General features: G+C 56.8%; 10 protein-coding genes and 1 tRNA gene. 6 read left to right on the forward strand and 5 right to left on the reverse strand.

Annotation, left to right across the window (positions count from 1 at the left end):
• Positions 1 to 283: 283 nt before the first annotated feature.
• The 5 genes from KBB96_RS05115 to KBB96_RS05135 all read left to right on the forward strand — a co-directional run bounded on the left by KBB96_RS05115 (position 284) and on the right by KBB96_RS05135 (position 6,362).
• Positions 284 to 1,255: a DUF4238 domain-containing protein gene (locus KBB96_RS05115; RefSeq protein ID WP_211633070.1), complete on the forward strand. Its 972-nt coding sequence runs from the start codon at positions 284 to 286 to the stop codon at positions 1,253 to 1,255.
• Between the two features lie 568 nt (positions 1,256 to 1,823).
• A complete protein-coding gene (locus KBB96_RS05120) occupies positions 1,824 to 4,526 on the forward strand; it encodes an RICIN domain-containing protein (protein ID WP_211633072.1) in 2,703 nt (900 codons plus the stop codon).
• A 348-nt stretch (positions 4,527 to 4,874) separates the two neighbouring features.
• Complete coding sequence (locus tag KBB96_RS05125; protein ID WP_211633073.1) at positions 4,875 to 5,090, forward strand: hypothetical protein; 216 nt, start codon at positions 4,875 to 4,877, stop codon at positions 5,088 to 5,090.
• A 32-nt stretch (positions 5,091 to 5,122) separates the two neighbouring features.
• Positions 5,123 to 5,743 carry a hypothetical protein gene (locus KBB96_RS05130; RefSeq protein WP_211633075.1) on the forward strand — a complete coding sequence of 207 codons (621 nt, stop codon included), beginning with the start codon at positions 5,123 to 5,125 and terminating at the stop codon, positions 5,741 to 5,743.
• Positions 5,744 to 5,795: 52 nt separating this feature from the next.
• Entirely contained in the window at positions 5,796 to 6,362 is a 567-nt protein-coding gene (locus tag KBB96_RS05135; protein WP_211633078.1) for a hypothetical protein, read from the forward strand.
• Positions 6,363 to 6,442: 80 nt separating this feature from the next.
• On the opposite strand, the gene KBB96_RS05140 is transcribed toward KBB96_RS05135, so the two are convergent.
• From KBB96_RS05140 to KBB96_RS05160, 5 genes are all read right to left on the reverse strand, one after another.
• Positions 6,443 to 7,738 carry a hypothetical protein gene (locus KBB96_RS05140; protein ID WP_211633081.1) on the reverse strand — a complete coding sequence of 432 codons (1,296 nt, stop codon included), beginning with the start codon at positions 7,736 to 7,738 and terminating at the stop codon, positions 6,443 to 6,445.
• Positions 7,735 to 8,130: a hypothetical protein gene (locus tag KBB96_RS05145; protein WP_211633083.1), complete on the reverse strand. Its 396-nt coding sequence runs from the start codon at positions 8,128 to 8,130 to the stop codon at positions 7,735 to 7,737. Before KBB96_RS05145 ends, KBB96_RS05140 begins: the two co-directional genes overlap by 4 nt.
• A gap of 17 nt (positions 8,131 to 8,147) precedes the next feature.
• The gene (gene mobF / locus KBB96_RS05150) at positions 8,148 to 11,438 is read right to left on the reverse strand and encodes a MobF family relaxase (protein WP_211633086.1); all 3,291 of its coding nucleotides are present in this window, start codon (positions 11,436 to 11,438) and stop codon (positions 8,148 to 8,150) included.
• Between the two features lie 114 nt (positions 11,439 to 11,552).
• Entirely contained in the window at positions 11,553 to 14,420 is a 2,868-nt protein-coding gene (locus KBB96_RS05155; RefSeq protein WP_211633088.1) for a hypothetical protein, read from the reverse strand.
• A 652-nt stretch (positions 14,421 to 15,072) separates the two neighbouring features.
• The gene (locus KBB96_RS05160; protein WP_211633091.1) at positions 15,073 to 16,176 is read right to left on the reverse strand and encodes a tyrosine-type recombinase/integrase; all 1,104 of its coding nucleotides are present in this window, start codon (positions 16,174 to 16,176) and stop codon (positions 15,073 to 15,075) included.
• Positions 16,177 to 16,280: 104 nt separating this feature from the next.
• On the opposite strand from KBB96_RS05160, the gene KBB96_RS05165 reads away from it, so the two are divergent.
• Positions 16,281 to 16,353: transfer RNA gene (locus KBB96_RS05165), tRNA-Ile, on the forward strand.
• Positions 16,354 to 16,778: the final 425 nt, after the last annotated feature.

Below are 16,778 nucleotides of genomic sequence, written 5' to 3' on the forward strand. Positions count from 1 at the left end.
GCATTAGGTGGGGTCAAGGACGCGGGATGTAAACGCGAGAACGCCGCCCGGCTTTCGCCGGACGGCGTAACCCAATATGCGCTCCAGTCGGGGCAAAACCCAAAGCCCCGATCTGGAAGACCCGCAAGTTTGGACCACTGGCAGCTTAGTTCTAACGCGACCCCTTGGATCGATGAGTCCCCCGGTTGCCTGTCATTGGGCCAAACTTGCTTTTAAGAAATATCGCATCGCTACGACCTTCGCCACTACTCACAACGGTAAAAGGTAGGCAGTCGCTAGGAACGTGAATATCGGCATTTGGCTTGTCCGGCCCGGAAGTTCGGCTAGGAGCAAAAGCGTGGGCCAGAAGGAAAACAATCACTACTCTCCGATCGTTGCCAACAAGGCGTGGTGCGACGAAACAAACCACTTCCTTGCCTACGAAAGGAACATCCATGTGGGTGGGGTGAGTAGTGCGCGCAAGGGCAAGGCACAGTGGGGAAGGGTGAAGAACCTCTACCCGAAGGCGGTTGAGGAAGCTCTAGACCGGGAGCTGGAAACCAAGATTGGAGAGATCTTCGGACGTCTTCTAACACTCGGTAGCCTAGATGCCGGGCAGAGGAGGCTATGGGCGCAATTTCTGCGGTCTCAGTTTGTAAGGACGCCGTCCTTCATCCGCTACGAGGAATTTGCTAGAGAAGCATTGTCGCTTTCGGATCGTCCCGCCTGCGACCGAGTTGGTTGTGAGCATTGCCTGGATCTTCACATGGTTACGGGGAGAGATTGGATGCTGCTGGTCGCTCACGAGGATGACTACTTCGTGCGCACGGATAATCCGGTCTACACCACGGGGTTCCTGGAGGATCCTGACTCAGTCCTCTACTATCCGCTTGGTCCGAAGGTCTGCTTTGTAGCCTGTTCGATGCCCCAGAACTGGGAGCCGCTGGCAGGAGCCGCGGTAGAACGAGCAGTTCCTGCCTATGCGCTGGATAAGGGTGGTGCTTTGGTTCTCAATTTCCACTTTTGCCGTTCGTCCGATCGAACGTTGATCATCCACCCTGCACATCAGGGCCAGATCAGCGAGGCGATGTTTACCGAGATCCTTGGCCTCTACCCGCAGCCTCCTTTTGATTTGCACCACCTTGGAATGGGCGACAAGGAGGCGTTGATGGAGAGCCTCCGCCGGCTGATGTGCGAGGCTGATGGCCGGAACTACTCTAGTTTCGACGCTTCAGAGATGGGGCCACGATATTTCCCGCGTAGGGATGATCAATAGAGTGCATTGAGGTAGAGCTTCAGGAAGAGCCTTGGACGGCTTGCATTTCCGGCCAGTTGCTGAGCGGTGGCCTTCCTCGCGATGGATTTCGTGATGGAGAGGTTCTCGGCAGGACTGTCACAGAACCTCGATCGGATGGGGGCTGGTGGGCGGTGATCCCAGAGTTTTACCGCTGTGAGTAGTGGCGACGCAATTGGACCTGGGCCTAGCGTCATGCTCTTGGGCTATTCCTCCAGTCTCGTTTAGGAGCGAGTGGTCCTTTCCAAAACCACCTAGGTGAAGATAAATGAAAAAACCATATGAAGTGAGTAGGCGCGGACGCTTCCGTTCTAGGAGGCTGGTCATTGCGACGGCATTGCTGGGGCTGGCTGGCACCGCTTTGTTCCTGAATACGTTGTCCAATACGTCCGTTGTGACGGAGAGGGGCAACACGTCCGCTCCCGCCAAACGGGAGCGATCTTCACCTTCCGACACATCGGAAGCACGCGAACTTGAAAGGCTGGTGCGACTTGGAAGCACCGCTGTGAGCGTTTCTGGCGGGGATCCTCAAGGACCTCCAGTCCCGGCCATGGCTCCTGAGCGCGAACTTATCGCCTCCGGTTGGAAGGCCGATCCCGAGCCCGCGGTGGCCCACTTCGCGCAATGGGCGAATAAGTATCTATCGGCACCCGCTTCCAGCCGCTCAGAGCTGGAGGATGAGGGGGTGAAACTTGCTTCAGCAAGACGTGAATTCCTGGCGAGTGTGATCTCGACCGACCCACGTCGCGTTTTGGCGGATGCTGTGCCATTGGCGACTCGCGAGCAGCTTCCTGAAGCGGTGGAGTCTCTGTTGGAGGAGCGGGTGAGCGGCTATGGAGACCTCTATTCAATCTATACCACGCCCGCAATGGACGGAAGCGGCGGAGCGCCCGTTTTCGATCTCGCGGATATCGGCGGGCAGAGCTATGACGCCTTCCGCTACGGAAAGCGCACCTCGACGCAGTACATAAACGGCGCCTCCCTTCATGGCGTGGCGATCGACAAAAAACTCGCGGTGCTTGATAGCCCGCTGCGGACCTTGGAGCCAGGCGAGAAGCTCGAGGCCCGGATTGTAAACGAGTTTTGCCCGGTTTCTGAGGAAACAGTGGCAAAACCTGGCGTGGGAACTGTGGCCGGAGACGAGAAGACGATATTCCAGGTAGGCACAGACCTCTTTGGTACTTGCGAGCCCGCGCACGTGACGAACGTGGAGAGTGTGATTGAAGCCAAGGAAAGGAACTCTGGCAACACGAAGGAGGCTTTGGCAAACCACGACCTGAAGACGGTCTACAGGAAGGGCGTAACGGACGGATCTGGGATCCTCGCATTGGGTGACAGTAATGCCTCTGGATCTACAGGCTATATGGGCAAGGCACCCACGAGCCTGACCTTGGGCGGAAGGAACATCCTGATCATGCGCGTGCAGCCGACTGACAAGCCGTTCCCCGCGGCCCAGACGCCGGCATTTTTCGATGACGTCATGAACCGTGCGGGCGACGGCTTGAATGCACGAATCCGACGTATATCGTATAACAAGAGCTGGATCAATCGCGCCGATGTCACTCCAGTATTGGACCTCCCGCAGAACTCTGCGTACTACACAACGGGTGGATACCAATTCAGCCGATGGAAGGAGGACTCGAAAGCTGCGGCCGCTGCTGCGGGCTTCAACCTAGCAGACTACTCCTTCTTTATAGTCGCCCATGATGGCTATAGCCTCCCCGGATTTGCTCCCGGTTGGGGCGGAAACGGTGCCATCTATTGCAATGGTAATTTCAGCGTCCAGCTCTTCATTCACGAGTATGGGCACCTGTTCAGCCTTAAGCACGCGAATGCGTGGACTAGCACCGATGGCAACCCCATTTCACCTAGCCGCGTACACAGGGAATACGGCGACGCGAACGACCCAATGGGAAATGCTTGGGGAACCAGCGAATTCAACAGCTACAATGCCTACTATAAGAACCTATGCGGCTGGCTTCCAGATTCGTCGGTGCAGACGATTACCCGTAGTGGGACGTATCGTGTCTATCAGGATGATGGTGCCACGTCTGAGAATAGGACTCTAGCGCTGAAGCTTGGACGTGATTACGAGTATAATTACTGGATCTCGATCCGCGGTGAAACGATCCCACAAGTGAATTTCAACAACGGCGTGGCGGTGATGGCGGTGTCTTCATGGACCTCTTCCGACTCTCACCTGCTAGATATGAACGATCCTAGCGATAATCGTGACAATGCGCCGCTGGCCGTCAACCAGTCATGGTATGATTCGGCGGCCGATCTGACGATCAGGACCGTGGCGGTTGGGGGATCGAACCCGAATCGTTACGCCGATGTGCAGATCACGTTTGGACCTCGCCACCAAGGAGGCTATCGTCCCTTGGTCAGCGGTGGAGTGTATCGCCTTAAGAACCGGTTCAACGGAAAATACTTGGACGTCCCTGGTAACAGCTCTGCCAACAACCTTCCGGTCCAAGTGGCGACAGCTTCCGGCACTGCCTCCCAAAACTGGGTGGCGTGGCGCAATGCGGACGGCTCCTACAGTTTCAACCACCAAGGAACGGACAAGTGGTTGGACGTAGCGGGCAACGGAAATGCCGATGGTACGGAGATCACCCAATACACGGGCAATTCCAGCGATGGCCAGAAATGGTGGGTGGGACAGAACGCGGCTGCTCATGTGATCCTGGTCCACAAGGGGGCTGACAAAGTACTGGATATGGATCCCAACGGGGTGAATGACGTTCACCAATGGGGCTATAACGATGGCAACCAGCAGCAGTGGTATCCAGAGCTCGTCGCAATCGTTCCGGGCACCTATCGCGTGATGCCAAGGCATGCACAGTATCAGGCTCTGGACATTGCGGGAGTCTCGACCGCGGATGGGGCGCAAGCACACATCTGGGAATTTGTTGGGGGCGCAAACCAGAAATGGGAGGTAAGCAATCCGGTCGGTGCTTGGTTGCGACTGAGCCCAACGCATGCAGTGTCCAAGGCCCTCGATGTGGATGGCGGCAGCTCCGCAAACGGCACTAAGATCCAGCAATGGGCGTGGTACAACAATACTGCCCAGCATTGGGGAATCAGCCGGATTGATAGCAATTGGCTCCGATTCACCCCGGAGAGTTCTGCGGGAAGCTGCTTGGAAGTGAACGGGAACGATAACCAGTTTGCAAACGGCAGCATCGTTCAGCAGTGGCAATTCAACGGTGGGCTGGATCAGCAGTGGCGGTTCGCTGATGCGAACTGACGGCTACAGTTAAGGAACGCGCTCATCAAGCGGCCCGATGGTTGATTCCGTCGGGCCGCACGTGTGTCCGCTCAGTCGCTTTCGTTGGCGATCCATTGCTTCTGTCCGTGATAGACTCGATTTTCAGAGCACTTGCCGCGCTGGAATTGGAATGAACTTTTCCATGATCGCGACCCGGCATTTGAGCAAGCGTAGAGGGTGTCGTTCACGGCACCTTCAACTAAAGAATCCGATACAACCGCTCCCACAATGGAAATGAACCCCGTTTCGACCAAGCCTTGGCTTCTTGCCGCATGCGCTTCTCTCGCTCTTGCCTTGACCGCTTGTAGCGGTGCCGGAGGCGATAGCATGCTCTATTCGCCCGTTCCGAGCTTCGCCGCCGCCGCTGGAGGCTGGATTGCGGGCTCTCAGGTCAAGGGCCGTCATAAAGACACGGCCGCAGCAGCATCGGCGGTTGCTGCCTATCAGGCCGCGCAGACTGCCCAGCAGAAGAGCATTGAGGCGAAACAGCGAGAAGAGAAGAGGCGAGAAGAGGAATTAAAGAAGGAGGCAGGAGTCCGTTGAGCTGCTTCCCATTGCCCGAATCCACATACAAGATGGACAAGCGCTATTTCATTCGCACGCTCGGCGGAAGTGCCATCGGCTGTATCGCGGGTTGTGTGCCGGTTGCTCCGGCACCGCGCGATTCTTCGCAGAGAGCATGGCAGCAGTATATTCACTACAGCCCTTTCTCGAACCGCACCGGCAATTCGCCTGAAGTCGTCGCGCTGATCTCTCGGAGAACGGGTGCCATACCTTTGGATGGCGTCAGTCCTCCGGTTTCTGGGCACATCCGGGAAGCTGCGGAGTGGACTCGGGATTTTCCAATCTGTCTTGCGCGAGCGAACGCTGCGGCCAAAGCAGCTTATGAAAGCGGCATGGAGTTAGAGGAGCCGGCAGCTTGGGTAGGTGGCGAACTGGGGACTGCGGTGGCTAACGACGGAGAGAACACTGTCAGTTCGAAGCTTAAGCGCGCTTTCGGCAGCACGGTGGGTGAAGCCTTGGCACGATGGAGCGTCAAGGCTTGGTCCCAACACTCGGCCAATGCTGCATTCTACCAGGTGATGAATCCCTTGTTTGTGCGAGGCAGGCAACTTTCCCTCCAGGAACACGCGATCAATCGAAGCTTGAACCTGCCTACAACTGACTACCTCCGTCGGCTGATCGGAGCAGTCTAAAATACTTCGTCGCTGTCATAAATCTGTAACAATCTTGGATTATGATGGCAGTATGGACAATTCGCAGCACACGGGTTTGCTGACCCTTTTCAGCAGCTTCTTCGATTGGCTTTGCCAAGGCACGACCATTGGAGAGCAGGAGTTTGGACGGGCCACTTCGTCTCGGGGGACGGATGTGGCCACGTTCAGATCCGGATTTCTGAACAGGATCGGGAAGGCATTCGGAATTGGCGACAGCTACGGGTTTAGTGACCAGGTGGTCGAGGGGGAGGTCATTGCTAAAGAGGCGGCCAAGAAGATTGGATGCGAAGATGGGATCGTTCCTGAAAAGGATATGGGCAGGTTCCTCGATGCTGAGAAGGAGCTCAAAGCGGAAATGTGGAAGCTCACCCGTCAACTCAGACAGAGGATGGGGGAGGTGACTGGTGCCGGTATCGACGCCAACTATTCGTCAATGCTCCAGTCGGACGCCCGGATGACCGCAATCATCTCCGAAGCGGTAGCGGACGGCGTTCCCGCAACCCTGATTGACAACGTGAAGCAGACGCTTACGAACGACCAGAATCGCGTTATGCAAAGCAACGCGGAGATCCTCAAGAACATGAGCTTTCGTCGGTAGCACCCGGCGCGGCCGGATGGTTGTAGAGCAGCTTCCGAATTAACGGCCGTGATGCCCACCTAGTGCCCTCGATGGCTACCCTATTTGGCCAACAATCTAACCTGGGGTTGCAAGGTGCCGGTCTGGGTGAGCTGCATCACTGACTTCGATTCGATGTTGAAGCTCCAAAGATTCCCCCCGGAAACGAATAGGGCCCCATCGCGTGTACGGGCTACAGGGGAAGAGCGGGGGCCGCCGGCTCTGCCGGAGTCCATCGGGAGATTGGAGACGCGATTCATCTCCCCAGCTTTTGTTACCAGCCAGACGCCGCGGTGATCGGTGTCCACCTCATTGCATGAACAAAGCAGCTCTTGATCGGAGATCCATTGCACTTCGTTGAATTGGAGCTTCAGTCCAAAGTCTTTCTTCTCGTTGAGATCTAGGACCGCAATTCCCTGGCCGCCAATTACGAGGAAGCAATTTCCATCGGGTGACGGTGCTGCAATGTCGCGAATGCCATCATCGGATTGTTGGGGTCCAACGAGACTCTTGGTGGAGTGGTCGTATTGCGCGATCTGGTTGTTGCCAATGTGGAGCACCACCTTGGTGGGCGTCAGCCACAGGAACTTGCGGATGCGCTGGCCGACGTTGAACTTCGTGGTCTCTCCGTTTAGGAGATCGACTACCCCAAGTTCGCGGCCACCCACCGGAACCACGGCAAAGGTACCGAGCGGGCTCATCCCTTGTTCTAGTTGGCCGAGGTTCACTGGAACCTCCTTTACTGAGCCGGACGACAGGCCGACTTGGAGCGTTTTGCCGAGAACAGGAACGAGGAGATCGCCTTCGTGCCAGAGCCAGCGGCCCCGGAATGTCTCCGGTCGAAAGTAGCCCACGTCAGTTACTTTGCGGGGAGTGTCCACGTTGCCCTCGCTCCAGTTGACGCTGCCATGCCAAAGGTCGCCGTCTCGGACATACACCACCTCCGAATAGGTCTGGTTAAACCCCGCTGACCCTGTCGGCTTTTTGTCTGCCTTGAGGATGGGCTTGGCCTTGCCGTCAAACCCGAATGCCCCGACCATTCCGTTGTAGCCGGAAACGATCACAAGTCGCTGTTCAGGCAAGACCTTTGTGATGTTAGGCGGATTGTCGCCGGCACCCTCCAGCCATTCCTTTGCGATGAGTTCTCCAGTCCGATAGTTCACGAGGGCGTTTCCGCAAAGGACTGCATCTTCAATTTCGAATGCGGATGGGGTGTTGGCTTCTGCAACTGGCTTGGTGGCTGCGTTACCACTGCCCCGGTTTAGCCACCAAAGGGCGAACACCAGACTGCTGATGACGACAATACCTCCTGCAATGGCCCACTTGGGCCACCTGGTGATGATCGGCCACCACTTCATTGGACTTCCTCCTCTCCGCCTGAGTCATCCGGTGGCGTAATCCAGATCTCCTTGATGAAACAGGAATTCGCATCGTTGTCCTGAAGCTCGGTGTCAGCCTCTTTGACCCAGGAAACCCGCTTGCCTTTGAGAGCTTGGAAAAGGTCATCCAGGCCACGGCCTTCGACGCTCACGGTAGTTCCCATGAAATTCAGATCAAGGGCGCTGGTCTCCGGGCTATAGTTGAACCATGAGAGTTTGTCGTAGGCAAATGCCGTCTTGATGCCGTCACGGAAGCGGATTTCTAGGAAATGTTCCGAGCCGTCTACGCGGATCAACTGATAGAATCCGGCAGGCGGCTCATCCGGATTCTTCCGGTGTGCGTCGAGTATTGAATCAATCGTGTCGCTCATACGGGAGGTGTGTCTCATCATCTACCCCTGCGGATGGGCGGAGTAGGGGTAGGGGGCTTGGGAGATGGCGGCTTCTGAGTGATCTGCTGCTTGATCTGCTCTTCACGGGTCTTCTTGTTTCCGGACAGCTTGCCCACGGAGGCCTTTGTTTTGCTGAAATCGATCTCTCGCTGGCTGCCGCGCTTCGCCGCATCGCGACCGCGCTGTGTGCGTTCGACGACCTCCTTGAGGTGCTTGTCGCTGGCCTTCATTTCTTTCGCCGTGTCTTGGAGCTCGCTATTCTTGATTCCACGGTTGGCCCTTTTTCCCTCTGGCTTTTTGGGCTTGTCCTCGCGTGGTGAAGTTCGCTTCTTCTCGGGTTCTTTTGGGTCCGGTTTCTTCGAGAGTTCCGCAGGTTGCTCAGGCTGCTTCTCGGCTTTCTCGTTTCGGCGCGGGTCGGGTATGCCTTTTTTGCCGCGCCCCTTGGACTTCCGTGAGTCGGGATGGCCCTTAGCCCGGTTCTTGCCGTCAGGCGAAACGTTCGCCCGACGCATTTCAATGTAGTCGACGAAGGACGAAATTGCCTGCTTCGGATCGATGTTCCGATCGGCCATCACCTTTTGGGCGTGGCTGGCGAACTTCTGTTTCCGATGCTCCCGATTGGCGGCGATCCGTTTGGTCCACTCCACTCCCTTGAGGCTGCCTTTCATAAATATTTCCTCTCCAAGTCCGGTGAATTCCAAAGCGGAAAGTCGACGCGCGGAGTTGCCGACTGCCAATTGCAGGCCCGTTCGATCGTCGGTGTAGATGCGCAAGCGCTCTTTGCCGCGGCTGATGGATACATAGAACTGCTCGCTACTGCCGGCGCGGAAAGACATGGCCGATTGTGCTACGAAAACCTCACGCGAGGTTTTGCCCTGCGAACTGTGGGACGTGTCGTAGCCGTGAGCGACGTGGCCGAAATCCGGACTCAGGACGAGCCCGTTGGCCAGCGTGATACGCCCATCCTTTCCAATGCCTTTGACTGTAGAGAGTTTTCCGTTCTCCAGCCGCCGTCCGTTCAGATCTCTTCCACCATTGGTAATTTTCAGGGGATCGCCTGGGGCGAATTGAACCTCGCCAATCTCATAGACGCGAAATCGGTCCGCCTTCGCTAGATCAAGTGCCACACGTTTCCCATTCGGGGCCTGTGCCCAGACGGTCTTTGCCGGATCGACTCCAAGTACCGGAAGAATGGCACCACGCTTGATCCCTGCCACATTCTGGTGGAACTGAACCATCTGACCGGGTTCGTAATTTTCGGCACGGCCTTTCTCGGCGTCCTCCCATTTCAATTCACGGTACTGGCGGAACCGCTGTTCAGGACCAAGCTTCCCGATTTCCGACAGATGAACGCGGATGGCTTTCACCGCAGCGCGCGCCTCTGCATGGGTTGGTGAGACCAGCAGGGGGGCTATCCCTGTTTCAAGGATGCATTGAGCGTAGTCTCGGGCAAGCCGTTGATAGCGGATTTCTGCATCTGGAACCTCCGTTATTGCGCCAATCTCGTCTAAGCGGGCAAAGGCGGTCTTCAGATCCTTGTCTGCCATGGCCTCCACAGCCTTGCGGTAGCCTTCGGATTCCTGTCGGCGGATCTGGCGTACCGTAGCGACTGGCAAGCCGGCATAGGTTTCCAATAGCCGCATCGAGTCACCGCGGGCGACCGGCGCGTGCTGCCCTGTATCGCCAGAGAGGATCACCCGTGTGGATTGACCAGCGATCTCCATGATCCTTGCCAGGTCGGGAATTCCGATTGTACCCGCCTCGTCGATTAGGATCACGTGACCCCGGGTAGCGAGCTGGAGCTGCTTGTCCACAAGCAATCGGGCCACGGTTTCCGCTCCCTTGAAGCCTTCGTCGCGGAGCACTCCTCGTGAGGCCTGTGCCGATGGCGCAAATGCGAAGAGGCGCCGACCGGATTTCTCAACTTGTTCACGAACCTCGGATAGAAGGGTCGTCTTTCCACTCCCCGCCTTCCCGCGTAGCGCTATGACCTGGTCATGGGATTTCAAAATGTGGCGAACCGCCTCGCGCTGTTCCTTGGAAAGGAAATCCCGGGAGAAACTTAGACGTCCTTTGTGAATCGGTGCGAGCTTGCCGCGTCCATCCCGAACGCGCTGGATCATCAGGGCCTCCTCAACAACCCGGGGAATGGTGGTCACCTTTGGTTCGCCGCCAATTTCGCGTTCGATGAATCCCCTCCGCTTCATCTCGGCTTCGATATCCGCGAGCGTGACGCTGCCGACACCGAATTTCAGAGCTGAGGCGAGGATACGATTCCGGTCGACGACGCTTTCCCGCTGGAACAACTTGGCCTCAGCGAAATCGAGTGCTTCACCGACTGTTGTTCGTGGTGCCGATGGTGGTCGGAGTTGGCGACGATATGCCTGATCGAGCGCAGCCTGTTCAGCTCCGTTCATGCGGGACTTCCACGCCTCTACGAGATCGGACTCACTCAGGCCGTTCTTCTTCCGGTTCCGGGTTTTGGCGCCAAGCTTGTCCTTCTCCTTCGGATCAGTGATCCCAAGCTGCTTCGCTAGCTTCTCGATTTCGTCGGTTCTTCGGGAGAACTTCTTCAGTAGTGATGGGTCATTTAACCAGGCCAATTCCCAGCCTTTCGCCGTCCTTTCAACAGGATAGCCGATCTTCTCCAGCTTTTGGGTTAGGATTGAGTCGTAGAGAGCCTCGTAGAAGAAGCCGTTGTCCTTGATTTCCCGAATCTTTGCCGCCTTGAAGCGGTCCTCCACCAAATCGTGGGTGAGATTGAAGACGTAGGCATGGATGTGGAAATGTGGATCCGGCAGGCCGTCTTCAAGCGGCCTTGTGGTCGTGTGGAGGAATTCGCACCATGCGAAGTTGCCTGTTGCGCGGTCCTCCTGCCTGCGGCCAATACGAACACGCGTTGCTACCTGCTTCTCAATTTCGGCCATGGTTTCGGCCACACTTTCCCGGAATGCTCTTTTGAGTTCTTCGTCGCCGGTGACGGCGAGGAGCAAAGAACAACTCTTCGGCAGGCTGAACACGAAATCCCAGCCAGGCGTCCGGTTCTCCCCGGCGTTCATCCGTGGCGTGAGTTTCTTGTCAGTCAGTGGATGGCGGTTGTGAAGTAGCGCCGTAAATTGTTTCGCGGTTTCTGTGTTGCCCGACGCAAGCCCCAGTTTTTCCAAGGCAAGGCCATGCCATCTGCCTTCGACCTCGTGGCCCAGGCTGTAGTAATCCTCGCGCTTCAGTCCTTCCGTATAGTAGTGGGCGGCGCTGGCGGCGTTGGTACTCTGGATAATTCTAAGCATTTCCTCAGCCTAAACGTAGGGCGGTCACATTGTCATGGTGCCGACGCGAGCAATCTTGTGAGTGCTGCTCGAAGAGGAGGGTGGCTTGTGGCAGCACTTCGTTCATGGAAAGGTCTATTCCAAGTCGATCGCCGCGAGGTCCTTCAGGTGTTTCGGTCCCAGTCGCCCGAAATGAGCTTTCGCCCAAGGGTGATGAAATCCGCACAAGTAGGAGCGGCGGCGTGCAGACCGACGAAGTTGTTCTGCTAGAGCGGAGTCTCCCGTTCGGAGATGGAGACGCGCCATCAGAAGTTCCGCCCTTATCTGATGGGGAAGCCATCCCAACACTGCTGCTCGTGATTGCACCGAGCGAATGTCTTCGAGTGCCTGCCCCTCGTCTCCCGAGCCGATCGCCCATTCTGCTCGAACTAGGCGCGCTGGTGCCTCGAAGTGAAACTGAGCCCTGTCGCTGGCAATTGTAACGGCCTCGTCCAGTTTATGTTTCGCCACCCTCGCAAGTCGTGAGCGTTGCTTTGCGTGAGTCGTTTGGAATGCTGACGTCAACAAGGCGAGGCCGTGGAGGTAGGATTCTGTGTTTCCAAACTCATGCCTCCTTGCGTCGTAAGCCGCCTCGCCTCGCTCCACGGCCTCCAGCAGGATCGACGACGGTTTGGTTGCGGCAAGGTACTCTCCGTGTGCACGTGCGGCCAGTCCGGGCAAGAGCGTGACCTCGCGAGAGGTGCGTTCTCGTGCCTTGGCCACGGTAGCTTCAAGTTCTTGTGTGGCGATGTGCTGAAGACCTTTTCCCAACAGGAACTCGCAAATATGTGCGACCGAGTAGTCTTGCGCTTCCCCTAGACGGAGATCGGAGTCCGTCTCTGCTTGTTTGTCCAAAATGCCATTCTTCGCCTTCGCCAGCAGCCTCAGCCGTCTCAACGTGCCCAATCCATTGCTTCGGAGATTCCCAATCCAGCCGAAGACGCGAAGCTTGTGAACAAGCGCAAAGAGCACCACTCCAACAAACTCGGCATCATTGGACTTTTGGGCCGCCGTGTAGCCAAGATTGATGCAGCGGTCGAGCTGGGCCAGTGCTCCTGAATAGTTGCCTGCAGCGATCTGGCTGATGGCGTTTACATTTGCGAATCCACAGAACCACTTGGGGTCAGATGTGGCCTTTATCTGTCGTGTGGCCGCTTCGATGGCGTTCATTCCTGCTACCATTTCGTGAACGGCTCCGAGGTGGCAGAGCGGATAGATCTCGTAGCGGTGCGCAAATCGTTCGTAGGCGACTTCATTGTAAGCCAGCAACGGGTCGCCCATTTGGCAGCCGTGGACCACTGCGTCGAGCAATCTAAGCAGGGACGGCATGTCGCGAGGCTGAAATTCGAGAACGGAGTCCTTGTAGTGATCGTAGAGAATCCGGTTTATGTCGGACCAGAGCTTGGGCTTCTGTTCTCGAAGCGAGTTCGAGAAGTAGTTTTGGACTAACGGATGTAAGGTCAAATTGAGACCTTCGCCCTGTGCCAGTTTCAGTTGGTTGAGTTTGTCTGCTGCCAACAGCCAGCGTTCACGGGACACTGGAGGGAGGCCCATGCGTAGCTCTGGCAAGCTATCTAGAAGTATTTTGAGTGCCTCCGGATCGGGATCACGTTGGAAAGCGCTACAGAAGCTTAGGAGGGCAAGTTCCGGGGTTCCTGCCAGCATGGTTTCGTGGCGGGAGAACGCGCGAGCCAGGATGCCAGAATGTGCTCCTGCATCACTCGAATGAAGGCGAACCGCGTTTCGACGGTCATTGGTCAGAATATTCAGAACCGACAACATTCCGAGCACAGGGTCCGCCTCCCTGCCCGCGAGCGTAGATAGCAAGTGGGCAAGTAACGGGGACCCTTCTGCCATCTCGATGGCTTTCCTCCTCAAGCTGCCTGAGAGGTGAATCCCGTAGGCATCAAAGATTCCGGCAATCCACTCCGGCTTCATTGGCTGGAGATGGATTGTCGGGATGGCGCGAGTTGGGACTTCAATCGGAACTCGAGTAGTGAGAACGATTCCGGCTCCTGCGATATCGGGAAAGTCCCGAATAAGTGCTTCGAGTTCCGGATAGGCTAGTCTTCCTCCACTGACGTTGGTCGTCCGGGCTGTCATCACCTCGCAGCCATCCAAGACGATCCGGCAGGGACGATTCGTGATCGCCTCTATCCATCGCGCTACGATCTCCCCTCGAGACGCTCCGTCGTTGGTTTCCAATCCTAGGAACTCGTCCAAGGCCCGACGGAAGGGCCACAAGGGGAGATGGTGATGGCCATTCACACCTTGCCTGTAGAAGGGCCAAAAGAAGATTGGGCGCGTTCCGTTCCAGCGTCGTATAAGACTTGTCTTACCTTGGCCGCCCGGGGCCACTACCTGGAATAGGCCGTTGCCGCTGGTTTCCTGTTCTTCCAGCAAGGTTAGTTCATCCTCGCGGCCGACAAAAACTGTTTCGCGGCATTGCCAAGGCGAAATCTGCAATTCCTCGGCCAAGGTTCTTTCGATGCCCGATAGTTCGATGAAGCCTGCCTCATACTGTCCAATCCAGACCGAGACCTCGGCAGGGGTCACCCGATAGGTTTCGGATGAAGCGTGGATTCCTGCAAATCGATTCTCGGACTGGGGATTGTCGAATCGAATCAGTCTCGCAATCGAAGTGCTACAGTTGCTGCCATCGCCGAAGAACGCGACCACCCAAGGCACAGCGTCTCGTTTGTATAGCTGTGACGCCGTGCTTCTCGCAAGAGTCATGGCGTGTGGTTCGTGGCCTAGCAGCAAATCGCCGGCCGAGGCTCCGAGCTTCAAGCGCAAGGTGCAAAGCAGCACTACCTTCCAGGCTTTTCCTTCGCGGATTCTTGCCCCTCCCGCGAGGGTGGAATTAGGTCCTATTGCCGATGCAACGGTCGCCCCGTTGGCATGTAGATGCCAGCGTTCGAAGCGGAAGCCGTCGGGAGATTGGGAGAATCGGATGTCGAGCATGTTGGCGGATAGAGGCGTCAGATCGGCGGCTTGGATTGAGATGGGACTGGGGATGGGGAATGTGAAAGGGAGGGGAGGCGGCAACTCCGGCTATCGGGGCATCGATCTTCGGTCACTACGCAGCCAATTAGGTCTCCGCTGGCGCTTCACGGATGCCGCCTGCGAGGGCCTAGACCTTTGTCCGTGGCAGGCGCCGTGGACCACTACTCAGGGCGGTAAAAAGCCTGATGAGCGGTTGAGTTCGCTTCTCGTGGGAGCCGTTGGCCGTTAGATGCATCCCGGTGACAGAGAAACGGGCGTTCACACCGGCTGAATTTGCTGCCTTATTTGGGCGGGAGAAGACTTGGACCTACCGCTTATTGTATGCGGGGAAGATCAATGGTATCAGCGACTATGGCCGAATGATGATCCCAGCGTCGGAAGCGGCGAGGATCGAGTCGGAAGGGAAGCGCTACCTGGGCAAGAGGAGCGCGGCTAAGAAGGCCGTGCCCGAAAAATTGGCGCGGAAGCAAGGGAGGCCTCTGGCTAAAGGTGCAGTCGATTGGTCTGCATGGGTGGAGAGCCGTCGGAACAAGATGGGACGGGCCAAGGGTATTGGCGGCAATGCAAAGACGACTCAGCCGACTGCAAAGAAGAAGGGTTCTCGGTCCGCCTAGGCGGCGAACGACACCTTCTTGGCGGCAGCTCGACTATGTTCGTTGCGGAGGTGGCCGTAAGTTTTCATTGCGAGCGCCCCGCCATCCAAATGCCCAAGCCACTTCGACACGGTTGGAACATCCACACCTGACTCAATGCAGATTGTGGCGAAGTAATGGCGAAGGTCGTGATGGGTAATACGCTTCATTCCGACCTTCTTCGCTGCGTGGTCCATCGACTTCTGGGCTTCGTTCACCCGGAAGAGAGGAGCTTTGAGCTCCTCGGCTCCGCGGCGTGCCTTGATCTTGGCAATGAGTTCTTTCATTGCCGCGTTGATGGGGACACGCCGGATCTGGCTGTTCTTGGTGCCTTCATCCGGATCGCCGCGGACAATGATCTCCTCGCGGACTTCGTCAATATCGGCAAGGCTGATGCAGGCCGCCTCGCCTTTACGGACGCCCGTATAGGCTAGGCCTTCGACAAAGTCTCCGGCATCTTGGGAGAAGCGACCTCCAGCACCGCGAATTGCTCCGATCCACTTCGCAAAGAGCTCTTTGGTCGGGAGCTTTGAAGCCAGATCCTTGGATCTCGGCTTCAACCGCTTCACCTGCAGGGCGGGATTGGTGGCTCGAGCCCCGTGCTTCATGCTTACTTCGAAAAACTGGCGAAGTAAGGAGACGGCGTTGTTGTAGCGGGTGGCTGACGTGGACTTCGCAAATCTGCCAGCCCAATCCTGACACATCGCGGGAGTGATCTTGCGTGCCTCCATGTCGTCCATGCCGGGCCACGACCGCGATAGGGAGGTGGCAACCTGCCTCCAGTAGTGTCGGGTGCCTGACTTGAGGCTCGCGTCGTTCTCTATCTCTTTCAGCCGAATGGTCTTAGCTTCGCCAATGGTCATGCGAGGAGAGACCAATTCGTTGCCGTGCATCTCCTCGCGGGCGGTTTCGCTGTTGAGGGCCTTTTCCAACTCCGCCTTGGCCACGGAGAGGAGATCGGTTTTGAGGCTGCGCCATGTGGGCTTGCCACCGACTTTCATACGCGCATAGAACGTGCCCGACGAATGACGGTAGAGCTGCTGCACTTTGGTGGGCGTCCAAGTCTTGGGCTTCGGCTTCATGGCGGTGGAAGGGCTTTGCCAAGCCTTCGTATAAAAGCAGTGTATAATGGCTCGTCTTTGGGTCAAGTTTCGCCGCTCATTGTTACTGATTTTCAGCAAGTTTTGGGCCTGTAGCTCAGCGGTTAGAGCAGGGGACTCATAATCCTTTGGTCGTGGGTTCGAACCCCACCGGGCCCACTTGACCGCCAATTAGTTGAGGCGTTTCAGGATTTTTTGGACGTGTCGGTAGGGCAATGACAGGTCATTTCGGCAATCGCATTTTTTGAGTCGCGATCGCTGGTCCTGCACCCAAAGTCCCTGATTGGAGCCGAGGTTGGGAAGGGATAGGTCGTAGGTTCGAGCCCTACCGGGTGTGATAGATGTTTCGTGAGAGGATTGGCAGCGGATGGAGAGGTATTGGACGTCTTGGCCGGTTTCGTCTCCTTTTTGGAAACCGCGCTCGATTACCGTGGGGAGAGGCTCGGAATTCTACAGGCGTGAGTTGGACCACTGAATCAAGATGTGCAGGCGGAAATCACTTGCTATTAAAGGATTGCGACGAGATTTATCTCTGCGGGAGCCTCGGTCGCATGTCATCTGGGGAGTTCGCCAGAGCAGAGGGC

The sequence above is a fragment of the Luteolibacter ambystomatis genome, assembly GCF_018137965.1.
In the GTDB taxonomy this organism is placed as follows: domain Bacteria; phylum Verrucomicrobiota; class Verrucomicrobiia; order Verrucomicrobiales; family Akkermansiaceae; genus Luteolibacter; species Luteolibacter ambystomatis.